23 protein-coding genes are annotated in these 22,474 nt (G+C 58.9%); 15 read left to right on the top strand and 8 right to left on the bottom strand.

The window, feature by feature from the left end; genetic code table 11:
* Positions 1–960: a MerR family transcriptional regulator gene (locus QFW87_RS04600; protein WP_283182988.1), complete on the bottom strand. Its 960-nt coding sequence runs from the start codon at positions 958–960 to the stop codon at positions 1–3.
* Positions 961–1,171: 211 nt separating this feature from the next.
* Here QFW87_RS04600 and QFW87_RS04595 point away from each other — a divergent pair, with 211 nt between their 5' ends.
* The 7 genes from QFW87_RS04595 (at position 1,172) to QFW87_RS04565 (ending at position 5,563) form a co-directional block, all read left to right on the top strand.
* Positions 1,172–1,741, top strand: a complete 570-nt coding sequence (locus QFW87_RS04595; RefSeq protein ID WP_283182987.1) for an antibiotic biosynthesis monooxygenase — start codon at positions 1,172–1,174, stop codon at positions 1,739–1,741.
* Between the two features lie 72 nt (positions 1,742–1,813).
* Positions 1,814–2,524, top strand: coding sequence for a dihydromonapterin reductase (gene folM / locus QFW87_RS04590; protein ID WP_150658822.1), 711 nt, complete (start codon positions 1,814–1,816; stop codon positions 2,522–2,524).
* 22 nt (positions 2,525–2,546) lie between these two features.
* Entirely contained in the window at positions 2,547–3,122 is a 576-nt protein-coding gene (gene folE, locus QFW87_RS04585; protein WP_283182986.1) for a GTP cyclohydrolase I FolE, read from the top strand.
* A gap of 2 nt (positions 3,123–3,124) precedes the next feature.
* Positions 3,125–3,496: a dihydroneopterin triphosphate 2'-epimerase gene (gene folX, locus QFW87_RS04580; RefSeq protein WP_129438421.1), complete on the top strand. Its 372-nt coding sequence runs from the start codon at positions 3,125–3,127 to the stop codon at positions 3,494–3,496.
* Positions 3,497–3,561: 65 nt separating this feature from the next.
* Complete coding sequence (locus QFW87_RS04575; protein ID WP_008150700.1) at positions 3,562–3,858, top strand: DUF1244 domain-containing protein; 297 nt, start codon at positions 3,562–3,564, stop codon at positions 3,856–3,858.
* Positions 3,851–4,189 carry a HopJ type III effector protein gene (locus QFW87_RS04570; RefSeq protein ID WP_283182985.1) on the top strand — a complete coding sequence of 113 codons (339 nt, stop codon included), beginning with the start codon at positions 3,851–3,853 and terminating at the stop codon, positions 4,187–4,189. The genes QFW87_RS04575 and QFW87_RS04570 overlap by 8 nt, the downstream gene beginning before the upstream one ends.
* Before the next feature lie 123 nt (positions 4,190–4,312).
* On the top strand, positions 4,313–5,563 hold the full coding sequence (locus QFW87_RS04565; protein ID WP_283182984.1) for an aspartate aminotransferase family protein: 1,251 nt from the start codon (positions 4,313–4,315) through the stop codon (positions 5,561–5,563).
* Between the two features lie 65 nt (positions 5,564–5,628).
* Here QFW87_RS04565 and trxB read toward each other — a convergent pair whose 3' ends face one another.
* Complete coding sequence (gene trxB, locus QFW87_RS04560) at positions 5,629–6,585, bottom strand: thioredoxin-disulfide reductase (protein WP_008150707.1); 957 nt, start codon at positions 6,583–6,585, stop codon at positions 5,629–5,631.
* Between the two features lie 316 nt (positions 6,586–6,901).
* Here trxB and cysZ point away from each other — a divergent pair, with 316 nt between their 5' ends.
* On the top strand, positions 6,902–7,654 hold the full coding sequence (cysZ, locus tag QFW87_RS04555) for a sulfate transporter CysZ (RefSeq protein WP_283189915.1): 753 nt from the start codon (positions 6,902–6,904) through the stop codon (positions 7,652–7,654).
* Between the two features lie 40 nt (positions 7,655–7,694).
* Positions 7,695–8,894, top strand: a complete 1,200-nt coding sequence (locus QFW87_RS04550; protein WP_283189914.1) for a glycosyltransferase family 1 protein — start codon at positions 7,695–7,697, stop codon at positions 8,892–8,894.
* Positions 8,895–9,016: 122 nt separating this feature from the next.
* Here QFW87_RS04550 and QFW87_RS04545 read toward each other — a convergent pair whose 3' ends face one another.
* The gene (locus tag QFW87_RS04545; protein WP_283189913.1) at positions 9,017–10,120 is read right to left on the bottom strand and encodes an NADH:flavin oxidoreductase; all 1,104 of its coding nucleotides are present in this window, start codon (positions 10,118–10,120) and stop codon (positions 9,017–9,019) included.
* 226 nt (positions 10,121–10,346) lie between these two features.
* On the opposite strand from QFW87_RS04545, the gene QFW87_RS04540 reads away from it, so the two are divergent.
* The gene (locus QFW87_RS04540) at positions 10,347–11,678 is read left to right on the top strand and encodes an IS4 family transposase (protein WP_283188801.1); all 1,332 of its coding nucleotides are present in this window, start codon (positions 10,347–10,349) and stop codon (positions 11,676–11,678) included.
* A gap of 35 nt (positions 11,679–11,713) precedes the next feature.
* Here QFW87_RS04540 and QFW87_RS04535 read toward each other — a convergent pair whose 3' ends face one another.
* Both QFW87_RS04535 and QFW87_RS04530 read right to left on the bottom strand, forming a co-directional pair.
* Positions 11,714–12,196: a glutathione peroxidase gene (locus tag QFW87_RS04535; RefSeq protein WP_134421995.1), complete on the bottom strand. Its 483-nt coding sequence runs from the start codon at positions 12,194–12,196 to the stop codon at positions 11,714–11,716.
* Positions 12,197–12,320: 124 nt separating this feature from the next.
* Positions 12,321–12,806: a peptidylprolyl isomerase gene (locus tag QFW87_RS04530; RefSeq protein WP_007901600.1), complete on the bottom strand. Its 486-nt coding sequence runs from the start codon at positions 12,804–12,806 to the stop codon at positions 12,321–12,323.
* Here QFW87_RS04530 and QFW87_RS04525 point away from each other — a divergent pair.
* The 3 genes from QFW87_RS04525 to QFW87_RS04515 all read left to right on the top strand — a co-directional run bounded on the left by QFW87_RS04525 (position 12,775) and on the right by QFW87_RS04515 (position 16,340).
* The gene (locus QFW87_RS04525; protein WP_283189912.1) at positions 12,775–13,113 is read left to right on the top strand and encodes a DUF3565 domain-containing protein; all 339 of its coding nucleotides are present in this window, start codon (positions 12,775–12,777) and stop codon (positions 13,111–13,113) included. The two genes, QFW87_RS04530 and QFW87_RS04525, sit on opposite strands and share 32 nt — an antisense overlap.
* Before the next feature lie 218 nt (positions 13,114–13,331).
* Positions 13,332–15,431, top strand: coding sequence for a phosphate acetyltransferase (pta, locus tag QFW87_RS04520; RefSeq protein WP_283189911.1), 2,100 nt, complete (start codon positions 13,332–13,334; stop codon positions 15,429–15,431).
* Positions 15,432–16,340, top strand: a complete 909-nt coding sequence (locus tag QFW87_RS04515) for an acyltransferase (protein WP_283189910.1) — start codon at positions 15,432–15,434, stop codon at positions 16,338–16,340.
* A gap of 195 nt (positions 16,341–16,535) precedes the next feature.
* On the opposite strand, the gene cysN is transcribed toward QFW87_RS04515, so the two are convergent.
* Together cysN and cysD are read right to left on the bottom strand one after the other, a co-directional pair.
* Positions 16,536–18,434, bottom strand: a complete 1,899-nt coding sequence (gene cysN / locus QFW87_RS04510) for a sulfate adenylyltransferase subunit CysN (protein WP_283189909.1) — start codon at positions 18,432–18,434, stop codon at positions 16,536–16,538.
* Between the two features lie 9 nt (positions 18,435–18,443).
* The gene (gene cysD / locus QFW87_RS04505) at positions 18,444–19,361 is read right to left on the bottom strand and encodes a sulfate adenylyltransferase subunit CysD (protein WP_283182974.1); all 918 of its coding nucleotides are present in this window, start codon (positions 19,359–19,361) and stop codon (positions 18,444–18,446) included.
* A 384-nt stretch (positions 19,362–19,745) separates the two neighbouring features.
* Between cysD and QFW87_RS04500 the strand changes: the two genes are divergently transcribed.
* Positions 19,746–20,189, top strand: coding sequence for a hypothetical protein (locus tag QFW87_RS04500; RefSeq protein ID WP_283189908.1), 444 nt, complete (start codon positions 19,746–19,748; stop codon positions 20,187–20,189).
* A gap of 224 nt (positions 20,190–20,413) precedes the next feature.
* Here the strand turns inward: QFW87_RS04500 and QFW87_RS04495 are convergent, their stop codons facing one another.
* On the bottom strand, positions 20,414–21,172 hold the full coding sequence (locus QFW87_RS04495; protein ID WP_283189907.1) for a Nif3-like dinuclear metal center hexameric protein: 759 nt from the start codon (positions 21,170–21,172) through the stop codon (positions 20,414–20,416).
* 102 nt (positions 21,173–21,274) lie between these two features.
* On the opposite strand from QFW87_RS04495, the gene algW reads away from it, so the two are divergent.
* Entirely contained in the window at positions 21,275–22,435 is a 1,161-nt protein-coding gene (gene algW, locus QFW87_RS04490; protein WP_283182972.1) for a Do family serine endopeptidase AlgW, read from the top strand.
* Positions 22,436–22,474: the final 39 nt, after the last annotated feature.

Raw genomic sequence — 22,474 nt, 5'->3', positions numbered from 1 at the left:
TCAAGTGTCCAGGTTGCCTGTCAGGAACTGTTTCAAACGCTGACGCATGACCAATCCTTCGTTACCCAGACATCCAATCGACGATCCAGCCAGGCTTTCCTGCACCAGATCGGACGCATCCCCCGCCAGCATCAACTGACAATCCAGGCTCAAGGCCAGGCGCTTCAATCGCCGTGGCAACTCGGGCGCAGGCGCGTGATTGGAGAACAGCACCAGCGCCTGGGGCTTGATCCGCTCGCAGACCAGAGTCAATTCGTCGAATGGCTGACCGATAGCCAACACTTGAATAGCCGAATCGATACTGCTCAGAAACAGCGCCGTTACCAGCACTTCGAGTTCACGACACTGATCGTTCAGGGCGCAGACAATCACCCGTCGCGGCTGCAGGACACGCACCAGCAGCAGGCGTTGCAACACTCGAGAGCGCAGAAAACCATCCAGGAAAAGCCACTCGCTGGCCTGACCGAACGCTTCATGGCGCTGCAGCAATTGCTTCCAGAGTGGAAGCAGAATGTCCTGAAACACGACAGTCAGGGGATAACTGGAAAAGATCTGTCCATAGACCTGCTCCAGTTGAACCTCGTCAAAGGCATTCATCGCCACCTGAATTTGTTGCTGCCACTGCGTGTAGTCAGCGTGTACGAGTTCATTCGGGATGATGTGCGACAGGGCCTGAAGCGGTGCAATCCTGGCCAGGATCTTGCCGACTTTACTGACAGCAACGCCGCGTTCGATCCAGCCAAGGATGCTGCGAACCCGATCGATATCGGTCATCGAATACAGTCTGTGCCCACTTTCGGTGCGCGCGGGCTGTATCAGCCCATAGCGGCGTTCCCATGCACGTAGCGTGACCGGGTTGACCCCGGTCAGGCGCGCCACTTCGCGTATCGGAAACAGTTCCTCCTGCTCGAGAGGAAGACCGGGCTGCAATCCAGGGACAACGTCAGTCAGGACAGGCATTTTATAATTCTATGTCCATGTATAAATTGGATCCCATTCTACCTCCCCTGCCCCCACACCCTACAAGACGTTGATGGCGACGAATACCACTGACGTTCCAGGCAGAATCAGGAATAGTCCTTGCTTGTTCCAAGACGCAGCCCACCACCCCGGCGCTGCGCCTGGCGAAACTCCTACCCGGAGCGACGCGATTGTTATACGGAGATGCACAATGTCTACCTCACCCGTCACGCTGATGGTTGCGCGCCGCGTCGCCGATGGGCGCTATCAGGACCTGATCGCCTGGTTACGCGAAGGCGAACAACTGGCCACCGATTTTCCCGGTTATCTCGGCTCTGGCGTGCTCGCTCCGCCGCCCGGCGATAACGAATTCCAGATTATTTTTCGCTTTGCCAACGAGCAAACCATGCACGCCTGGGAGCATTCAGCTTCGCGTACCGCATGGCTGGCCCGCGGCAGCGATCTGTTTGCCCATCCAACAGAACATCGGGTCAGCGGCATCGAAGGCTGGTTCGGCGCGTCCGGCCAGCGCCCACCACGCTGGAAACAGGCCGTGGCGATCTGGTTGGCATTCTTTCCGGTTTCCCTGCTGTTCAACTTTGTCCTCGGGCCGTTGCTGAGCGACATGGGTCTACTGAGCCGGGCGCTCATCAGCACCTTGTGCCTGACCCCGCTGATGGTCTACTTCTTCATTCCGCTGTCGACCCGCCTGCTGGCCAGTTGGCTGAACACCTCGCCGCAACGGCCGCTGCCAGCCGAGCCCTCAACGCAGAATCGCTAAGCCTGCTACCACAATAGGTGTACGCCTCTCGTCGCTGGTATAGTTTTGCTCTTACCGCGACGCGAGCCGTTCATGACCTCTTTCGTAGCTCCAATCCTCATCACCGGTGCCGGCCAACGTGTTGGTCTGCACTGCGCGCAGCGTTTGCTCGAGGATGGCCAGCCGGTGATCTTCAGCTACCGCAGTGAACGCCCCGGCGTGCAAACCCTGCGCGACCTGGGAGCGACCGCGGTGTTTGCCGACTTCTCCACTGAAGCCGGAATCTTCGCGTTCATCAGCGAACTGAAAAACCACACCGACAGCTTGCGGGCGATTGTCCATAACGCCTCCGAATGGCTGGCCGAAACCCCGGACACCGACGCCGCAGCCTTCACGCGCATGTTCAACGTCCACATGCTGGCGCCCTACCTGATCAATCTGCATTGTGCCGACTTGCTGCAACGCTCAAGCCCCGCCGACATCGTGCACATCAGCGACGACGTGACCCGCAAGGGCAGCAGCAAGCACATTGGCTACTGCGCCAGCAAAGCCGGGCTCGACAGCCTCACCCTGTCCTTCGCCGCGAAATACGCGCCGACAATCAAGGTCAACGGTATCGCGCCAGCCCTGTTAATGTTCAACCCCGACGACGACGCGGCGTACCGCGCCAAGGCACTGGCCAAGTCCGCGTTGGGTATCGAACCCGGCTGCGAAGTGATCTACCAGAGCTTGCGCTATTTACTCGACAACCCTTATGTCACCGGCACGACCCTGACCGTCAACGGCGGACGGCACATCAAATAAGCGGCCCCCGCGAGGATGTTCCATGACGTTATCCCTGCCCCAGAACGCCCTGTCCCAAAGCTATCGCGAGATCCTCATCGGCCTCGGTGAAAACCCCGACCGCGAGGGTCTGCAAGACACCCCGGTTCGCGCGGCAAAAGCCATGCAGTACCTCTGCCATGGTTATGAGCAAAGTGTCGAAGAGATCGTCAACGGCGCGCTGTTCGCTTCCGATAACGATGAAATGATCATCGTCGACAACATCGAGCTGTACTCGCTCTGCGAACATCACATGCTGCCCTTCATCGGCAAGGCGCATGTGGCTTATATTCCAACGGGTAAGGTGCTGGGCTTGTCGAAGATTGCACGACTGGTGGACATGTTCGCCCGTCGCCTGCAAATCCAGGAAAACCTCACTCGGCAAATCGCCGACGCGGTGCAGCAAGTGACCGGTGCGGCGGGCGTCGCGGTGGTCATCGAAGCCAAGCACATGTGCATGATGATGCGCGGCGTCGAGAAACAGAATTCGACCATGAACACCTCGGTGATGCTCGGCGCCTTCCGCGAGTCGAGCAACACCCGCCAGGAGTTCCTGCAATTGATTGGACGGAGCAAGTAGCAATGCCACAACTTCAACCAGGAACGGCACGCATCCGGGTCAAGGACCTGTGCCTGCGGACCTTCATCGGGATCAACGAGGATGAAATCCTCAACAAGCAGGATGTGCTGATCAACCTGACCATCCTGTATGCCGCTCAGGAAGCGGTGCGTGACAACGATATCGATCACGCGCTGAACTACCGCACCATCACCAAGGCGATCATCGCCCACGTGGAAGGCAATCGCTTCGCCCTCCTCGAGCGCCTGACTCAGGAAATTCTCGATCTGGTCATGGCCAACGAGTCGGTGTTGTACGCCGAGGTCGAAGTCGACAAGCCCCACGCCCTGCGATTCGCCGAGTCGGTGTCTATTACCCTGGCCGCGAGCCGCTGACCGTCTGGCACATTGCTCGTCAGACTTTTATCATCCGCGCACGATTTGATTGCACAGAGCCCGCCATGACCGATCAACAACGCCTGGAACTCGAAGCCGCCGCCTTTCGCCGGCTGGTCGCACACCTGGACAGCCGCAAGGATGTGCAGAACATCGACCTGATGAACCTCTCCGGTTTCTGCCGCAACTGCCTGTCCAAGTGGTACAAGGCCGCTGCCGATGAACGCCAGATCGAGGTCAGCCTCGACGACGCCCGCGAAGTGGTTTACGGCATGCCGTACGCCGAGTGGAAAGCCCAATACCAGCAAGAAGCCAACGCCGAACAACAAGCGGCGTTCGCCAAAGGAAAACCCAATGAGTGATTTGAACGCCCTGCGCACCAGCCTCAAGAGCGGCGAACACGTTTTTGCCGACACCCTGGCCTTCATCGCCGCCGGCTACGACTATCAGCCTCAGGCTTTCAACAATGGCGGCGTGGAAAACGCAGCCGGGCAGAACGAAGGTTCGTGCAAGACATTGGGTCTGGCGCTGCTGGAAGGTCTGAGCGATGAAGAAGCGCTGTTAGCGTTTGGCGAGCATTATCGTTCGGTGGTGGCCACGCCTGAAGACAGCGATCACGGCAATATCCGCGCGTTGATTGCTCATGGGTTGGCCGGCGTGAAGTTTTCGCAGCAACCGCTGACTCGCCGCTGACCCAACGCCCACCAAGCACATCCCGACTTTTAAGATTGACCCGGCAACTTTATTTCGTTTGCCGGGCACCGCTGCTCACGGCTTAGATAAAAAGAAGCATCCCTTCTTCTGAGTCAGGTATCCATGAGCAGCGAAACCATCAGCCAGTCGATCAACATCGTTCATCCCGTCACACTCAGCCACGGCAAAAATGCCGAGGTCTGGGACACCGATGGCAAACGCTACATCGACTTCGTCGGCGGCATCGGTGTTTTGAACCTCGGCCATTGCCATCCGCGCATCGTCCAGGCCATTCGCGAACAAGCCACCCGGCTGACCCACTACGCGTTCAACGCCGCTCCGCATGCGCCCTACATCGAACTGATGGATCGTCTCACCGCGTTTATTCCGGTGAACTACCCGGTCAGCGGCATGCTCACCAACAGCGGTGCGGAAGCGGCGGAAAACGCCCTGAAGATCGTGCGTGGCGCCACCGGTCGCACGGCCGTCATCGCCTTCGACGGCGCCTTCCACGGCCGCACACTCGCCACGCTCAACCTCAACGGCAAAGTCGCGCCCTACAAACAGAAAGTCGGCGTGCTGCCGGGTCCGGTTTATCACCTGCCCTTCCCGAGCAAGGACAACGGCGTGACCTGCGCGGAGGCCCTGAAAGCCATGGACCGCCTTTTCAGCGTCGAGATCGACGTCGATGACGTCGCCTGTTTTATCGTCGAACCGGTGCAGGGCGAATCGGGCTTCCTGACGCTGGACGTGGAGTTCGCCCAGGCGCTACGTCGCTTCTGTGATGAAAAAAACATCCTGCTGATCGCTGATGAAATCCAGTCCGGCTTCGGTCGCACCGGCCAGCGCTTTGCCTTCTCGCGACTGGGCATTGAACCCGATCTGATCCTGCTCGCTAAAAGCATCGCCGGCGGCGTACCACTGGGTGCGGTGGTCGGGCGCAAGTCGCTGCTCGACACCTTGCCCAAGGGCGGACTGGGCGGCACCTATTCAGGCAACCCGATTGCCTGCGCCGCGGCACTGGCAACCCTGGACGAGATGACCGATGCGAACCTGCACGCCTGGGGCTCGCAACAGGAAGAAGCCATCGTCAGCCGCTACGAGGCCTGGCGCGCCAGCAAGCTGTCGCCGTATCTGGGCCGCTTGACCGGCGTCGGTGCGATGCGCGGCATCGAGCTGACCAATGCCGACGGCACACCGGCCTCGGCGCAATTGACGCAGCTGCTGGCGCTGGCGCGAAACGCGGGCTTGCTGCTGATGCCCAGCGGCAAGTCGCGAAACATCATTCGGCTGCTGGCGCCGTTGACGACTGAGGCAGCGGTGCTGGAAGAAGGGTTGGATATCCTTGAGGCGAACCTCGCGAAATTGACCTGAAGCAGAACCTTATGCGCACAAAAAAACCGGCCAAGGCCGGTTTTTTCATCGCTACGAAATCAGAATCAAGCGTTCTGCAGATCGTCGAGGTAACGCTCGGCGTCCAGTGCCGCCATGCAGCCGGCGCCGGCCGAGGTGATGGCCTGACGGTAAACGTGGTCAGCCACGTCACCGGCGGCAAAGATACCTTCGAGGCTGGTGGCAGTGGCGTTACCGTCACGGCCGCCCTGCACAACCAGGTAGCCGTCTTTCAACGTCAACTGACCTTCGAACAGCGAAGTGTTCGGGGTGTGGCCGATGGCGATGAACACGCCGTCGACTGTCAGCTCGTCGAAGCTACCGTCGTTGTTCTTCAGGCGGGCACCGGTCACGCCCATGTTGTCGCCCAGGACTTCGTCCAGAGTCGAGTTCAGCTTCAAGACGATTTTGCCTTCGGCAACCCGGGCATTCAGCTTGTCGATCAGGATTTTCTCGGCGCGGAAGGTTTCGCGACGGTGGATCAAGGTCACTTTGCTGGCGATGTTGGCCAGGTACAGCGCCTCTTCAACGGCGGTATTACCGCCACCGACCACGGCCACTGGCTTGTTGCGGTAGAAGAAACCGTCGCAGGTTGCGCAGGCCGAAACGCCTTTGCCCATGAACGCTTCTTCCGACGGCAGGCCCAGGTAACGAGCGCTGGCGCCGGTGGCGATGATCAGGGCGTCGCAGGTGTAAGTCGCGCTGTCGCCGGTCAGGGTGTACGGCTTGGCAGCGAAGTCCACGGCATTGATGTGATCGAAGACGATTTCGGTTTCAAAGCGCTCGGCGTGCTCTTTCATGCGGTCCATCAGCGCCGGGCCGGTCAGACCGTGGACGTCGCCAGGCCAGTTGTCGACTTCTGTGGTGGTGGTCAGTTGACCGCCGGCTTGCATGCCGGTGATCAGCAGTGGCTTGAGGTTGGCACGGGCGGCATAGACCGCGGCGCTGTAACCGGCAGGGCCGGAACCGAGAATAATCACTCGCGAATGACGGACTTCAGACATGACCTGCTCCTGTTGACCGGCCCGAAACATCTGGCGCGGAACGCCGGGTTGCCGGCGGGAATAAAAAAGGACCGTTGAAAGCACTTGGGGAAGGCTTGAGCTCGACAGTCCTGTAAAAAGTATGGGGTGCAGCGTATCGAGGGGGCGAAGATTAAGGAAATACGGTTTAACAATCCAGCTCATAGGCGGTCTCTATCCCCTCACGATGGATACATAGGCGCCTTTGTTACAGTTAATGTCGATGCTGCTACCGCGCTTTCGCCTGTCAGGCAAAGCCGGTAAGGTCGGCGCGTTTCCCCTTTGCTCGGAGCACGTTATGCCCGCCCCCGTTCTGTCCGGCCCGCAATACCTGCGCGAAGGCCTCAAGCTGGTCCTGAGCCCAAGCCTGCGTTTGTTTGTGCTGTTGCCGCTGGTGATCAACCTGGTGCTGTTCGTCGGATTGATCTACCTGGCCAGCCATCAATTCAGCCTGTGGGTCGATACGTTGATGCCGTCCCTGCCCGACTGGCTAAGTTTTCTCAATTATGTTCTCTGGCCGTTGTTCGTGGTGCTGGTGGTGTTGATGGTGTTCTTCACCTTCACCATGCTGGCCAACGTCATCGCTGCGCCATTCAACGGCTTCCTCGCGGAAAAAGTCGAAGTCGTGGTGCGTGGCACTGACGACTTCCCGTCCTTCAGCTGGGGCGAACTGATCGAAATGATCCCCCGCACCCTGGCCCGGGAGATGCGCAAACTCGGCTACTTCCTGCCACGCGCCATCGGGTTGTTCATCCTCTCGTTCATTCCGGTGGTGAACATCATCGCTGCGCCACTGTGGCTGCTGTTCGGGGTGTGGATGATGGCGATCCAGTACATCGACTACCCGGCGGATAACCACAAACTCGGCTGGAACGAGATGCTCGCCTGGCTGCGCGAGAAGCGCTGGCAGAGCATGAGTTTCGGCGGCAGTGTTTATCTGGTACTGCTGATTCCGGTGGTCAACATCCTGATGATGCCGGCCGCCGTGGCGGGTGCGACCTTGTTCTGGGTGCGTGAACGCGGCGCGGAAAACCTGGTGGTCCAGCGCTGATCCGGTCACAAATTCATCATCCCACCGTCACACTGACGACATGGCCTCAGCCGACACTGAGGTCATGACGACAGCTCTGCATATCACCCTGATCACCGAAACCTTCCCTCCCGAAATCAACGGAGTGGCCAATACCCTTGGCCGCTTGTGCGACGGCTTGCGCGCGCGCGGGCATCAGGTGGAATTGGTGCGACCGCGTCAGGGTTGCGATCAGCAGCTGGGCAGCGACGATGCGTTGTTGCTATGTCGGGGCTGGCCGCTACCGGGTTATCCCGGCTTGCAATGGGGTCAGTCGTCGATGCACAAGCTGCTGCGGCGCTGGAAGCGTCATCGGCCGGACGTGCTGTACATCGCCACGGAAGGACCGCTGGGATTGTCCGCGTTGCGCGCGGCACGGCGCTTGGGGATTTCGGTGGTCAGCGGCTTTCACACTAATTTCCAGCAGTACTCCAGTCAGTATGGGCTTGGACTGCTGACGCGATTGCTGACCCACTACCTGCGCTGGTTTCACAATCGTTCGACGCTGACCCTGGTGCCGAGCGTGAGCCAAAGAATGGAACTGGAACGCCGGCATTTCGAGCGCCTGGCGTTGCTGTCCCGTGGGGTCGACAGCCAGTTGTTTCACCCGACCAAGCGGCTGACGTCGCTGCGCGAACAGTGGGGTTTGGCCGACAGTGACATTGCCGTCATCCATGTAGGTCGCCTGGCACCGGAGAAAAATCTCGGCTTGCTTAAGCGCAGTTTCGAAAGGCTGCGTACGACTTATCCACAGAAAAACCTGAAGTTGATCGTGATCGGCGACGGTCCGCAACGAGTGGTCCTGGAGAAAGAACTGCCCGAGGCGATTTTCTGTGGCTCTCAACGCGGCGAAGCCTTGGCCAGTCACTATGCCTCGGGGGATGTGTTTCTGTTTCCAAGCCTGACCGAGACTTTCGGCAACGTGGTGCTTGAGGCACTGGCTTCAGGTTTGGGTGTGGTGGCTTACGATCAGGCTGCGGCGGCTCAGCACATCCGCCATGGCTACAACGGCGTACTGGCGATGCCGGGGGACGAAGAGGCGTTCTGCGATGCGGCGTGTTGGCTGTTGGAGGAGCGCGAAACCTTGCGCTGCATGCGGCTTAATGCGCGTCAGCATGCGAGTCGCCAGGGCTGGGCAGCGATTATCGAGCAGTTTGAGAGGCAGTTGCGCGGGGCTTGTGTTGGGGAGCAGGTGGTTCCTGGTGCAGCGACATTGCCCTGAATTCTTTGGTGATATCAAGTGAGTCATCGCGAGCAAGCTCGCTCCCACAGGTGACCGAGTTTTCTCAGAGAAACGCGGTCGAATGTGGGGCTTGCTCGCGAAGGCGTCAGTGCAGGCGCCGCTTAAACCAGAGTCATCAACGCCTCACGGCTGAACGGCAGGATGTCTTCTTCACGGCCGTCACGCACCTTCTGCGCCCAGTCCGGGTCCACCAGCAACGCACGACCGACGGCCACCAGATCGAACTCATCATTGTTCAAACGCTCCAGCAGTTTTTCCAGACTGGCCGGCTGCGCGATCTTGTCGGTGTTGACCATGAACTGCAGGAACTCGCCGTCCAGGCCGACGCTGCCCACGGTGATGGTCGGCTTGCCAGTGAGTTTGCGGGCCCAGCCTGCCAGGTTCAGCTCGGAACCGTCGAATTCCGGCTCCCAGAAACGGCGCGTCGAGCAGTGGAAAATATCCACGCCGGCGTCGGACAACGGCTTGAGGAATTCGCCCAACGCTTGCGGCGTTTGCACCAGACGCGCGGTGTAATCCTGCTGCTTCCACTGCGAGAAACGGAAAATAATCGGGAAACCTTCGCCGACCGCTGCACGCACCGCCTGGATCAGTTCAATGGCGAAACGCGAACGGTTAGCCAGGCTGCCGCCGTATTCGTCAGTGCGCTGGTTGCTGCCGTCCCAGAAGAACTGGTCCACGAGGTAGCCGTGGGCACCGTGAATTTCCACGCCGTCCATGCCGATGCTCTGGGCATCTTTGGCAGCCTGGGCAAACGCGGCGATCACGTCCTGGATATCTTGCTGGGTCATGCCGTGAACCACGACCTGACCGTCCTTCAATTTCTCCGACGGACCGTAACCCGGCACGCTGGCGTCCGGCTCGGTGCCGATGCGGCGCACGCTGCCGACATGCCACAGCTGCGGAACGATCTTGCCGCCTTCAGCGTGAACCGCGTCGACCACTTTCTTCCAGCCGGCCAGCGCTGCTGCACCGTAGAAATGCGGCACGTTTGGGTAGCCGTTGGAAGCCTTGTGGCCGACGGTGGTGCCTTCGGTGATGATCAGACCCACACCCGCAGCGGCGCGACGACGGTAGTACTCGATCACCTTGGAATTGGGAACGCCACCCGGCGAAAACGAACGGGTCATCGGCGCCATGACGACGCGGGTCGGCAGTTCGAGGGTGCCAAGGTGGAACGGTTTGAACAGGGCTTTGACGGGCATGGGACGCTCCACGAAAACGGTATCGACGGGACAGAGATTTTATGACGGCGATAATATGTGGGACGGCAAGCGATGCACAGCACTATTGATTGCGGTGATTAAGGTTCAAAAGGCAGGCATAAAAAATCGCAGCTCAGTGGCTAATGCCGATCAGTTAAGCCCTCTTGCTTGACCTTTGGCCGCAAGAAATCAAAATCCGATGCCTGTACTGGCATCGGATTTTTTTATGCGTCTCGCTCGGGCCCTGGAACTGACCCACAATATCGCCTCCACCCCTAACTCAATCGAGGGACTGGATTCTTTACTCGATCCATCTTTGGTCGAGCAGGCACTTGAACAGGCCGGCGTGGCGACCCTGCGCAAGCGGCGTTTGCCGCTGGAAATGATGCTTTGGTGCGTGATCTCCATGGCGTTCTTTCGACGCATGTCGGCCTGGGATGTGGTCAGCCGCATGAACATCATGCTGCCGGGACAACGTCCGCTGGTGGCGCCCAGCGCCGTAGTCCAGGCCCGTCAGCGATTAGGCAGCGAAGCTGTACGACAAGTCTTCCATCTGACTCAGAAAAGTTGGCATGAGGCCGTGGATCACCCAACTTGGGCCGGTTTGCGCTTACTGGGTGTCGACGGCGTCGTCTGGCGAACACCCGATACCCCCGAAAACCGTGCGCGTTACGACTCCGCCAGCAACCAGCATGGCGACACTGGTTTTCCTCAGGTGCGCATGGTCTGCCAAATGGAGTTGACCAGCCACATGCTGATCGGCAGCGCGTTGGATGGCTATCGCAGCAACGAAATGAAACTGGCGGAGCAACTGATCGAAACCACGCCCGATCACTCGCTGACGCTGTTCGATCGCGGTTTTTACTCCTTGGGTTTGCTGCATCAGTGGCAGCAAGCAGGCATCGAGCGACATTGGCTGATGCCTCTGCGCAAAGGTGCGCAGTACGAAGTGATTCAGCGCTTGGGGCGCCAGGACGCTGTGGTCTCGTTGAGCACTTCGCCGCAGGCCCGCACGCAATGGCCGGGGCTGCCGGAGCGCCTGACCGCGCGATTGCTGAGCAAAACCGTCAAGGGCAAGGTTTGTCAGATCCTGACGTCGATGGCCGATCCGCTACGCTTCCCGTCCGACGAAATCGTCGACCTGTACAGCCAGCGATGGGAGATCGAATTAGGGTTTCGCGAGATGAAACAGACGCTGCTCAACAGCAGCTATACATTGCGTAGCAAGACGCCCGAGATGATCGAGCAGGAACTGTGGGGTGTGTTGCTGGGCTACAACCTGCTGCGCTACCAGATGGTGGAAATGAGCCGCCACTGTCCAGGTATTTACCCGTGCGAAATGAGCTTTACCGCGTGTACTTGGGCAATTTTAGGGTTTATCAACAGCGTTTCGGCCGACCGTTCCGGGAACATCCCCAAATATCTGGCCGAGCTGCACGCCTCTGCCCCGCATTATGTTCTGCCGCATCGACGGGAAGAGCGCATTTATCCCCGCGCCATAAGGCTCAAATCACCGAAATATCCGATCAGAAAGAAAAATGCCAGTCAGCTTAACTGACTGGCATTAAGCTCAGTGGCTGCGATTTTTTGGGTTCAGCTCAGCGCTTTTTCGATCGCATGAACGACAGACGGATCATCCGGCGCCGTGCGCGGCGAGAACCGCGCCAGCACGCGACCATCCTTGCCCAGCAGGAATTTTTCGAAGTTCCAGGTAATGTCACCGGGAAATTCAGCACCCTCGCCCGCCAGCAGACGGTACAGCTGATGACGATCGTGACCATTGACTTCCAGCTTGCTGGACAACGGAAAACTCACGCCGTAGTTGAGGCTGCAAAACTCCTGGATCTCTTGCTCGGTACCCGGTTCCTGCCCGGCAAATTGGTTGCACGGCAGGCCCAGCACGCTGAAACCTTTGTCCTTGTATTGCTGGTAGAGGTTTTCCAGCGCCGCGTACTGTGGGGTCAAGCCGCATTTGGAGGCAACGTTGACCACCAGCACGACACGCCCCTTGAAAGGCGCCAGCGGTAGTTCCTGACCATCCAGGGCTGTCAATTTAAGGTCGTGAAAAGCACTCATGACGAACTCCAAATTCCCGTGTTCTTCTCGAAACAGCCACTTGGCGGTGTCACCTGGGACAGCCGCGGACTAAAAAGGCGCCCCTCGGGCGCCTCTCCAGTTCTCGAAAGCTTAGCGCAGAAAATCAGTGGTGATGGCCACCTTCGCCATGGACGTGACCATGTGCGATTTCTTCCTGGCTGGCGTCACGGATGTCGATGATCTTGACCTGGAAATTCAGGCGCTGACCGGCCAACGGGTGGTTGCCGTCGACGGTGACATCGTCGCCGTCCAGATCGCGAATGGTGACGATCTGCATCTGGCCGTCTGGAGCGGATGCGTGGAACTGCATACCCACTTCCAGCTCGTCGACGCCTTCGAACATGCTGCGGCTCAACGTGCTGACCAGTTCGGCAGCGTATTCGCCGTAGGCATCTTCAGGTTCTACGGCGACAGTCAGTTCGTCACCGACTGCTTTGCCTTCCAGAGCCTTTTCCAGGCCCGGAATGATATTACCTGCGCCTTGCAGGTAGACCAGCGGGGCGCCGCCGGCGGAGCTGTCGATGACCTCACCAGCGTCGTTGGTCAGGGTATAGTCGATGGAGACAGCCTTATTGGCGGCGATCAGCATGGGGCGAGACCTTTTGCATAAGAATGAAGAATGGCCAAGTTTAGCGAAGCAATCGCCCGAAAGCGAACACAACCCGGACAGACGGAACGCGGCGCAAGACTCGACGGTCACAGGTTTCCATCAGGATGAGGACGGGCACTGGGTGGCCGAGCTTTCCTGCGGTCACACCCAGCACCTGCGCCACCAGCCGCCCTGGCAATCGCGCGCCTGGGTCCTGGACCCCGCGCAACGTATTGAAAAAATAGGCCAGCCCTTTGATTGCGGTTGGTGCGCACAAGGCTCGGTTAGCGATAACCTTGGCGACTGAATTTCGGTAGATCGTCAGACATAGATGATCGCCTGGCGGCCCGTACGGCCTTTGCGTCAGATCAAATTCGGATGCCTGAAGTCCATAGCCAAGGCGCTGTGACGAGTCATAGCTCGCTATGGGGAGGAACAGCAACGCAGGATATGGATTTCAGGCGCCGAATTTGACTGACGGCAAAGGCCACACGGGCTGCCCACATGCACCTCCAGAGAATTCGCATGCAAACTTTTTTTATCGCACCCACCGATTTTGGTGTGGGTCTGACCTCCATCAGCCTCGGGCTGGTACGTACCCTTGAGCGAGCCGGCCTCAAAGTCGGCTTTTTCAAGCCGATTGCCCAGCCGCATCCGGGTGATACAGGGCCTGAACGCTCCACCGAACTGGTGGCGCGCACTCACGGCTTGAAACCGCCTCAGCCGCTCGGTCTGGCACACGTCGAGCGCATGCTCGGCGACGGTCAGCTGGATGAGCTGCTCGAAGAAATCATCACCCTCTATCAGCAGGCGGCCGTCGGCAAAGATGTGCTGATCGTCGAAGGCATGGTCCCGACCCGCAGCGCCAGTTATGCCGCGCGGGTCAATCTGCATTTGGCCAAGAGCCTCGACGCCGAAGTGATCCTGGTCTCGGCGCCGGAAAACGAAGTGTTGACCGAACTGTCTGGACGAGTGGAATTGCAGGCGCAATTGTTCGGCGGCCCTAAAGATCCGAAAGTCCTCGGTGTGATCCTCAACAAAGTCAAAACCGAGGAGAGCATGGAGGCCTTCGCCTCGCGCTTGAAAGAGCATTCGCCGTTGCTGCGCAGTGGCGATTTCCGTTTGCTGGGTTGCATCCCGTTCCAGCCGGAATTGAACGCCCCGCGCACCCGCGACGTCGCCGATCTGATGGGCGCGCAAATTCTCAATGCCGGTGATTACGAAACCCGGCGCATGACCAAAATCATCATCTGCGCCCGCACCATGCGCAACACCGTGGAGCTGCTCAAGCCCGGCGTGTTGGTGGTGACGCCTGGCGATCGCGACGACATCATCCTCGCCGTCAGCCTCGCCGCCATGAACGGCGTGCCCCTGGCCGGCCTGTTGCTGACCAGCGACACACTGCCCGACCCGCGCATCATGGACCTGTGCCGTGGCGCGTTGCAGGCTGGCTTGCCGGTGTTGTCGGTGAGCACTGGATCCTATGACACCGCCAACCAGTTGAACGGTTTGAACAAGGAAATCCCGATCGACGACCGCGAGCGCGCGGAGATCATCACCGACTTCGTCGCCAGCCACCTCGATGCCAACTGGCTGCACCAGCGCTGCGGTACGCCACGGGAAATGCGCTTGTCGCCCGCGGTGTTCCGCTATCAATTGATTCAGCGTGCCCAGGCCGCCAACAAGCGCATCGTTCTGCCCGAAGGCAGCGAGCCGCTGACGGTGCAAGCCGCAGCGATCTGTCAGGCACGCGGTATCGCTCGTTGCGTGTTGCTGGCGAAACCTGCGGATGTCGAAGCCGTCGCCCGCGCCCAAGGCATCGAGCTGCCGCTGGGGCTGGAAATCCTCGACCCGGACTTGATTCGCGAGCGCTACGTCGAACCGATGGTCGCCCTGCGCAAAACCAAAAGCCTCAACGCGCCGATGGCCGAGCAGCAACTGGAAGACACCGTGGTGATCGGCACCATGATGCTGGCGCTGGATGAAGTCGATGGCCTCGTGTCCGGGGTCATTCACTCCACCGCCAACACCATCCGCCCGGCCTTGCAACTGATCAAGACCGCGCCGGGCTGCACGCTGGTGTCGTCGGTGTTCTTCATGCTCTTCCCCGAGGAAGTGCTGGTCTACGGCGACTGCGTGATGAACCCGCACCCGAGCGCCAGCGAACTGGCCGAGATCGCGCTGCAAAGCGCCGACTCGGCAGCCGCCTTCGGCATCACCCCGCGCGTGGCGATGATCAGCTACTCCAGCGGTGAATCGGCCAGCGGCGAAGAAGTCGAGAAGGTACGCGAAGCGACATTGCTCGCCCACGAACAACAGAACTCGCTGTTGATCGACGGCCCATTGCAGTACGACGCCGCCGCCAACGAAACCGTCGCCCGACAACTGGCGCCGAACAGCCAGGTCGCTGGTCGCGCCACAGTGTTCGTATTCCCCGACCTGAACACCGGCAACACCACCCACAAAGCGGTGCAGCGCAGCGCCGACTGCGTCAGCCTCGGGCCGATGCTGCAAGGCCTGCGCAAACCGGTGAACGACCTGCCGCGTGGCGCGCAGGTCGACGACATCGTCTACACCATCGCGTTGACCGCGATTCAAGCTGCCAACCGACCTTTGGATCTTTAAATGCTGGATTCCCTACCTGCACCGCTGCGAGGCGTGATTGCCTCGCTGCTGTTGGCGCTGAACACGATTGCCTGCTGCACACCGCTGTTCATCGTGGCGATCTTCAAACTGCTGCTGCCTTTCCCCGCCGCCCAGCGCTTTACCGATTGGCTGATGAGCCACATCCACGAAGCCTGGATCAGCAACAACAAAGCGTGGATGGATTTGCTCGGACACACGCGCTGGAAACTCAGCGGCCTGGAAGGTCTGGACTATCAGCACTCGTATTTGATCACCAGCAACCACCAGAGCTGGGTCGACATCATGGTGTTGCAGTACGTGCTGAACCGGAAGATTCGCCCGCTGAAGTTCTTCCTCAAACAGGAACTGATCTGGGTGCCGGTGATTGGTCTGGCGTGGTGGGCGCTCGGCTTTCCGTTCATGAAGCGCTACTCCAAGGCCTACCTGGAGAAGCACCCGGAGAAGAAAGGCAAAGACCTGGAAACCACCCGCAAGACCTGCGACAAGTTCCGCCATAACCCGGTGGGGATTTTCAACTTCGTCGAAGGTACGCGTTTCACCGAAGGCAAACATGCCCAGCAGAAATCGCCGTTCCGTCACTTGCTCAAACCGAAGGCTGGCGGCATTGCGTTTGTGCTGGATGCCATGGGTGAGCAGCTGGAAGCCATCGTCAACGTGACCATTCACTATCCGGCCGGCCGTCCCGGTTACTGGGATTTGCTCTGTGGGAACGTGAAGGACGTGGTGGTGCACTTTCAGGAGCTGAAGATTCCGCCGCAGTTCATCGGCAAGAACTACGACCAGGACGGCGAGTATCGATTGCAGTTTCAGGGCTGGATCAATCAGCTATGGGAAGACAAGGATGCGCTGCTGGGGCAGATGCATCGCGAGTATCCGACCAAGTCCTGAAGCGCCTGTACTGGCCTCATCGCGAGCAGGCTCGCTCCCACATGGGATCTCCATGGAATACAGATTTTGTGTTCACTTGAGATCCCTGTGGGAGCGAGCCTGCTCCGGGCGGCGCTCCGACGATGGCGATCTCAGGGGCACAAAAAAACCCGCCGATGATCACTCATCGGCGGGTTTTTTATTAACGGCTAACGCTTAGATCGCGCCACGCTTGCGCAGTAGATCCAGCACTTGCTTGACGCTTTCTTCCAGCGACAGCGACTGGGTATCGACCACAAGGTCGGCGTCCAGCGGCACGTCGTACGGGAAGGAATCGCCCGGGATGTTATCGCCGGCCGCCGCGTACAGGCCTTGTGGGTCACGCTCGGCACAGACCGTCGGAGAGGCCTGGACGTAGACCGTCAGCAGACGCTCCTTGCCGATCAGTTCCCTGGCCTGCTCACGACCTTCGGCACTCGGCGCAACGAAGGCTGCCAGTGTCAGCAGACCCGCTTCGTTGAACTGACGCGCAACGTGCGCCGCACGACGCCAGTTCTCGGTACGCCCGGCGCGATCCTGTGGCAGGCCTTTGTTCAGGTCATGACGCAGGTTCTGGCCATCGAGCACAAACACCGCGCGGCCCATGTCGAACAGCTTGCGCTCAACCGCGTAGGCCAGGGTGCTTTTGCCCGCGCCCGACAAACCGCTGAACAACACGGTGGCCGGTTGCTGGCCGAAGCGCTGGGCGCGTTCTTCGGTGGCGACGTGCGCCAGTTTGCCGTGATGCGTGCTGGTGCCATGGCTCAACGGCTGGGCGATGATCATGCCGGCCGCGACGGTGCCATTGGTCAAACGATCGATGATGATGAACGAACCGGAGGTGCGGTTGCTCGCGTAACCGTCCAGCGCGATGGCCGCGTCGAGGCTGATCTTGACGCGACCGATCTCGTTCAGATGCAACGAACTGGCCGGACCTTCTTCCAGGGTGTTCACGTCAACGCGGTTGACGATGCTGGTGATCGAACCCGGCACGTAGGTGGTCGCGCGCTTGATGTCGTATTTCTTGCCCGGCAGCATCGGCTCTTCCGCCATCCACACCAGCATGGCGTCGAAGGCGTCAGTCACTTGCGGCAGATTGTCGGCATGCACCAACAAGTCGCCGCGAGAGATGTCGATCTCGTCTTCCATGGTCAGCGTCACCGCTTGACCAGGACCGGCGTGCTCCAGCTCACCTTCGAAGGTGACGATGGATTTCACGCGGCTGCTCTTGCCCGACGGCAGCACAACGACTTCGTCGCCCTTGTGCACGACGCCGCTGGCCAGCGTACCGGCGAAACCACGGAAGTTCAGGTTCGGACGGTTGACGTACTGCACCGGGAAACGCAGGTCGGTGTAGTTGCGGTCGTTGGCGATCTCGACGGTTTCAAGGATTTCCATCAGCGACTGGCCGGTGTACCACGGCGAGCGCTCGGACTTGTTCACCACGTTGTCGCCCTTCAGCGCCGACATCGGCACGAACGCCATGGTGGTCGGCTTGAACGCGATGCCTTCGGCGAACTTCAAGTAATCGGCCTTGATCGACTCGAAGACTGTTTCGTCGAAGCCGTTGAGGTCCATCTTGTTGATGGCGACAACGATGTGCTTGATGCCGAGCAACGAGGCAATGAAGCTGTGGCGACGGGTCTGGGTCTGCACGCCATAACGGGCGTCGACCAGGATGATCGCCAGGTCACAGGTGGACGCACCGGTGGCCATGTTGCGGGTGTACTGCTCATGGCCAGGGGTGTCGGCGATGATGAATTTGCGTTTGGCGGTGGAGAAATAACGGTAAGCGACATCGATGGTGATGCCCTGCTCCCGCTCGGCCTGCAGGCCGTCGACCAGCAATGCCAGGTCGATGTCATCGCCGGTGGTGCCGACTTTTTTCGAGTCGCGGGTAATGGCTTCCAGGTGATCTTCGTAGATCATTTTGGAGTCGTGCAGCAGGCGCCCGATCAGGGTGCTCTTGCCGTCGTCGACGTTGCCACAGGTAAGAAAGCGCAGCATTTCCTTGCGTTCGTGCTGGCCCAGATAGGCGAGGATGTCCTCGCTGATCAAATCAGATGCGTGCGACATGACAACCCCTTAGAAATAACCCTGACGTTTCTTTTCTTCCATCGAGCCGGCGCCATCGTGATCGATGACTCGGCCCTGGCGTTCGGAAGTTCGCGTCAGGAGCATTTCCTGAATGATGTCGGTCAGGCTGATGGCCTCGGACTCGACCGCACCGGTCAACGGGTAGTCGCCGAGTGTGCGGAAGCGGACCTTCTTCTTGACGATGCGCGCCTTGTCTTCATCGCTCAGGTGATTGAGCAGGCGTTCGTCGTCGATCATGATCCAGGTGCCATTCATCTCGATGACGTCGCGCTCGGCGGCGAAATACAGCGGCACAATCGGGATGCCTTCGAGGTAGATGTACTGCCAGATGTCCAGTTCGGTCCAGTTCGACAAAGGGAACACGCGGATCGATTCACCCTTGTTGACTTTGCCGTTGTAGACGTTCCACAACTCGGGACGCTGGTTTTTCGGATCCCAGCGGTGCTTGGTGTCGCGGAAGGAATACACGCGTTCTTTGGCACGGGACTTCTCTTCGTCGCGACGGGCACCACCGAAAGCGGCATCGAAACCGTACTTGTCTAGGGCCTGCTTGAGGCCTTCGGTTTTCATGATATCGGTGTGCTTGGCGCTGCCGTGGGTCAGCGGGTTGATGCCCTGCGCGACGCCATCGGGGTTCACGTGCACGATCAGGTCCAGGCCGAGTTCTTCGACCATGCGGTCGCGGAACGCGTACATTTCCTTGAACTTCCACCGGGTGTCGACGTGCATCACCGGGAACGGCAGTTTGCCCGGGAAGAATGCCTTGCGCGCAAGGTGCAGCATCACGGCGGAGTCTTTACCGACGGAGTACAGCATCACCGGGTTATCGAACTCGGCGGCGACCTCGCGGATGATGTGGATGCTTTCGGCCTCCAGCTGTTTCAGATGCGTCAGTTTGTCGACCATGGCTACTCACGAAAACGATCTTATGGACGGCCAGCGGGCCGTGTTCGAGCGAGGAATCCTAGCACAGCGACCTCTTCTAATCAGGACACCGGCTAGATCGAAAGGGTATATGAATATACCGGCGTGTTCGGGTGCGGCTGACTTTTTTGTGGGCGTTATCCGGTCGGGGCCCGCGGGTTTCCCACTGAAATACGTCAGAAAACGTTAATCCTCATTTCCCTCTTCATCAGCCAACCAATTAAACCTTAAAAAATAATTTTAATTCAAAACAGATATAACGCACTGTCATTTCTGACAGTAGACATAAGAACCAGCAACCCCTAATTTACTTCCGCAAGGCAAAAACTATTGCACTCAATAATTAATTACTGAAAGGACCTCAATATGAAATTATCTCTCCCCTCGGATTATGCTTCCGTTGTATCTGAAAGCACAAAAGCCTCTGGGACAATCAAAGGGAAAACACATACCGGAAGCAAACTGAATATTACCAGTGGCATTAAATTCTCCACGGGACCCGAGAGTTCTGATGACTCCACATTTGCGGGTTTCATTATGGCAGTTACCCCTGAAGATGATGCCATTTCTTTTTCTTTTCCATATGGCCTTGAGGACGGGTCGCACTTAGTAAAATACCCTGACTTTACTGAGGACGGCTCGGGCTATTGGAGCTGGACATACGGCGACAAGGGCAAATATGAAAATGCTTACTCTGGCAAACTGAACATTACGCTCAGCAAATCAGGGAATGCAGCAGCAGGTACGTTTACTTTTTACTCAAAAGATAAAAAAATCATTTTTGAAGGATCATTTGACGTACAAAAATAACCAGCCAACATCAACACAATAGACAGGCCAACAGCAATTCCCTGGAAACCTGTCTATTTTAAATAAAACTGCACTCAGCACTCTGTGATGATCGTTTACTCTGGAAGTAGCCTCCACCGCAACGTTAATCTGCCCCCTACGTCGAAACACAATTACTTCCTGCCTGCCTCGATCATCAATAAGCACCTGACTACACTTCTACCCCCCAGAACTTCAGACAACAATCAGATTGGATTCGGACAATCGATGAAGATGTGCTCAAGGGCAAAACGCCGCGCCAGATAATCCCCGAGTGCCTGCACGCCATAGCGTTCTGTAGCGTGATGGCCGGCGGCGATGAAGCTGATGTTGTTTTCCCGGGCGCTGTGGAAGGTCTGCTCGGACGCCTCACCGCTGAGGTACAAGTCGACGCCAGCGAGCACGGCCTGATCGATGTAACCCTGACCGCCACCGGTGCACCAGCCAACGCGGCGAATCATCTCGCTGCCTTCGATCAGCAATGGCTCGCGGCCCATGACTTCTTGTACGCGACGGGCAAAATCGCGGGCCGTCACCGGCTCGTTCAATGAACCGACCAGGCCGACCACTTTAAGGTTGTCCGGGTCCAATGGGCCTTCCACAGTGATATCGAGCTGACGTGCCAGCTGCACGTTATTGCCGACTTCCGGGTGCAGGTCCAGCGGCAAATGGTAGGACAACAGGCTGATATCGTGCTTGAGCAGGGTTTTCAACCGACGCTGCTTCATGCCGGTGATGCACGGATTCTCGCCTTTCCAGAAATAACCGTGATGCACCAGCACCAGGTCGGCGCTGGCTTCCACAGCGGCGTCGAGCAATGCCTGGCTGGCGGTGACGCCACTGACGATGCGCATGACCTGCGGCCGGCCTTCGACCTGCAACCCGTTGGGGCAGTAATCGGCAATCTTTGCACTGTTAAGGTAACGGTCGGCTTCTTCGACCAGGGTGCTCAGGGCGACGGCCATAAAAGACTCCTAAATATCCCGTTCAGAGGCACGCTTCGCCTCGTATAATGCGCGACATTATGGGCGGTCTCATACCGCCTGCAACCTCTCAGGACGTGCTTAATGCTCAAGGCGCTGCGTTTTTCCGGCTGGCCGCTGTTGGCCGGCGTGCTTATCGCTCTATTGATAATCCAGCGTTACCCGCAGTGGGTCGGGCTCCCGAGCCTCGACGTCAACATGCAGCAAGCCCCGCAAACCACCACCATGCAACAGGGCCCCGTGTCCTATGCCGACGCCGTGACTACCGCCGCGCCATCGGTGGTCAACCTGTACACCACCAAAGTCATCAACAAACCGAACCATCCGCTGTTCGAGGACCCGCAGTTCCGCCGCTTCTTCGGCGACAACTCGCCCAAACAGAAGCGCATGGAGTCGAGCCTCGGTTCAGGCGTGATCATGAGCCCGGAAGGTTACCTGCTGACCAACAACCACGTGACCACCGGCGCCGACCAGATCGTGGTGGCGCTCAAGGACGGTCGTGAAACCTTGGCCCGAGTGATCGGCAGCGACCCGGAAACCGACCTCGCTGTCCTGAAGATCGACTTGAAGAATCTTCCATCGATCACTGTCGGGCGTTCCGACAACATCCGCATCGGCGACGTAGCCCTGGCCATCGGCAACCCGTTCGGTGTCGGCCAGACCGTGACCATGGGCATCATCAGCGCCACCGGGCGCAATCAGCTGGGCTTGAACAACTACGAAGACTTCATTCAGACCGACGCAGCGATCAACCCCGGCAACTCCGGCGGCGCGCTGGTGGATGCCAACGGCAACCTGACCGGCATCAACACGGCGATCTTCTCCAAGTCCGGCGGTTCGCAGGGCATCGGTTTCGCAATCCCGGTGAAACTGGCCATGGAAGTGATGAAGTCGATCATCGAACACGGCCAGGTGATTCGTGGCTGGCTCGGCATCGAAGTGCAGCCGTTGAGCCAGGAACTGGCAGAATCGTTTGGTCTGTCGGGGCGACCGGGCATTGTGGTCGCGGGGATTTTCCGTGACGGTCCGGCGCAGAAGGCCGGCCTGCAATTGGGTGACGTGATCCTCAGCATCGACGGCGAGCCGGCTGGCGATGGTCGCCGTTCGATGAACCAGGTCGCGCGGATCAAACCGACCGACAAGGTCACGATCCAGGTGATGCGCAACGGCAAAGAGCTCAAGCTCACCGCCGAGATCGGTTTGCGTCCGCCGCCTGCGCCGGTCAAAGAGAAAGTAGAAGAGTAAGCCCGTAGGAGCTGTCGAAGACTGCGATCTTTTGCACCC

The sequence above is a fragment of the Pseudomonas sp. PMCC200344 genome (genome assembly GCF_030053095.1).
Lineage (GTDB): Bacteria > Pseudomonadota > Gammaproteobacteria > Pseudomonadales > Pseudomonadaceae > Aquipseudomonas > Aquipseudomonas svalbardensis.
This window is presented reverse-complemented; position numbering and strand designations above follow the sequence as displayed.

What these genes read in the sequence shown, in the direction of transcription:
- folM (WP_150658822.1), top strand. Translation starts at nt 1,814, where the DNA reads ATGACCTCTTTCGTAGCTCCAATCCTCATCACCGGTGCCGGCCAACGT.
- QFW87_RS04570 (WP_283182985.1), top strand. Translation starts at nt 3,851, where the DNA reads ATGAGTGATTTGAACGCCCTGCGCACCAGCCTCAAGAGCGGCGAACAC.
- QFW87_RS04500 (WP_283189908.1), top strand. Translation starts at nt 19,746, where the DNA reads ATGAAATTATCTCTCCCCTCGGATTATGCTTCCGTTGTATCTGAAAGC.
- QFW87_RS04535 (WP_134421995.1), bottom strand. Translation starts at nt 12,196, where the DNA reads ATGAGTGCTTTTCACGACCTTAAATTGACAGCCCTGGATGGTCAGGAA.
- QFW87_RS04550 (WP_283189914.1), top strand. Translation starts at nt 7,695, where the DNA reads ATGGCCTCAGCCGACACTGAGGTCATGACGACAGCTCTGCATATCACC.
- QFW87_RS04600 (WP_283182988.1), bottom strand. Translation starts at nt 960, where the DNA reads ATGCCTGTCCTGACTGACGTTGTCCCTGGATTGCAGCCCGGTCTTCCT.
- cysD (WP_283182974.1), bottom strand. Translation starts at nt 19,361, where the DNA reads ATGGTCGACAAACTGACGCATCTGAAACAGCTGGAGGCCGAAAGCATC.
- QFW87_RS04525 (WP_283189912.1), top strand. Translation starts at nt 12,775, where the DNA reads ATGGAGACAGCCTTATTGGCGGCGATCAGCATGGGGCGAGACCTTTTG.
- algW (WP_283182972.1), top strand. Translation starts at nt 21,275, where the DNA reads ATGCTCAAGGCGCTGCGTTTTTCCGGCTGGCCGCTGTTGGCCGGCGTG.
- QFW87_RS04515 (WP_283189910.1), top strand. Translation starts at nt 15,432, where the DNA reads ATGCTGGATTCCCTACCTGCACCGCTGCGAGGCGTGATTGCCTCGCTG.
- pta (WP_283189911.1), top strand. Translation starts at nt 13,332, where the DNA reads ATGCAAACTTTTTTTATCGCACCCACCGATTTTGGTGTGGGTCTGACC.
- cysZ (WP_283189915.1), top strand. Translation starts at nt 6,902, where the DNA reads ATGCCCGCCCCCGTTCTGTCCGGCCCGCAATACCTGCGCGAAGGCCTC.
- QFW87_RS04545 (WP_283189913.1), bottom strand. Translation starts at nt 10,120, where the DNA reads ATGCCCGTCAAAGCCCTGTTCAAACCGTTCCACCTTGGCACCCTCGAA.
- QFW87_RS04595 (WP_283182987.1), top strand. Translation starts at nt 1,172, where the DNA reads ATGTCTACCTCACCCGTCACGCTGATGGTTGCGCGCCGCGTCGCCGAT.
- QFW87_RS04530 (WP_007901600.1), bottom strand. Translation starts at nt 12,806, where the DNA reads ATGCTGATCGCCGCCAATAAGGCTGTCTCCATCGACTATACCCTGACC.
- folE (WP_283182986.1), top strand. Translation starts at nt 2,547, where the DNA reads ATGACGTTATCCCTGCCCCAGAACGCCCTGTCCCAAAGCTATCGCGAG.
- folX (WP_129438421.1), top strand. Translation starts at nt 3,125, where the DNA reads ATGCCACAACTTCAACCAGGAACGGCACGCATCCGGGTCAAGGACCTG.
- QFW87_RS04495 (WP_283189907.1), bottom strand. Translation starts at nt 21,172, where the DNA reads ATGGCCGTCGCCCTGAGCACCCTGGTCGAAGAAGCCGACCGTTACCTT.
- cysN (WP_283189909.1), bottom strand. Translation starts at nt 18,434, where the DNA reads ATGTCGCACGCATCTGATTTGATCAGCGAGGACATCCTCGCCTATCTG.
- QFW87_RS04540 (WP_283188801.1), top strand. Translation starts at nt 10,347, where the DNA reads ATGCGTCTCGCTCGGGCCCTGGAACTGACCCACAATATCGCCTCCACC.
- trxB (WP_008150707.1), bottom strand. Translation starts at nt 6,585, where the DNA reads ATGTCTGAAGTCCGTCATTCGCGAGTGATTATTCTCGGTTCCGGCCCT.
- QFW87_RS04565 (WP_283182984.1), top strand. Translation starts at nt 4,313, where the DNA reads ATGAGCAGCGAAACCATCAGCCAGTCGATCAACATCGTTCATCCCGTC.
- QFW87_RS04575 (WP_008150700.1), top strand. Translation starts at nt 3,562, where the DNA reads ATGACCGATCAACAACGCCTGGAACTCGAAGCCGCCGCCTTTCGCCGG.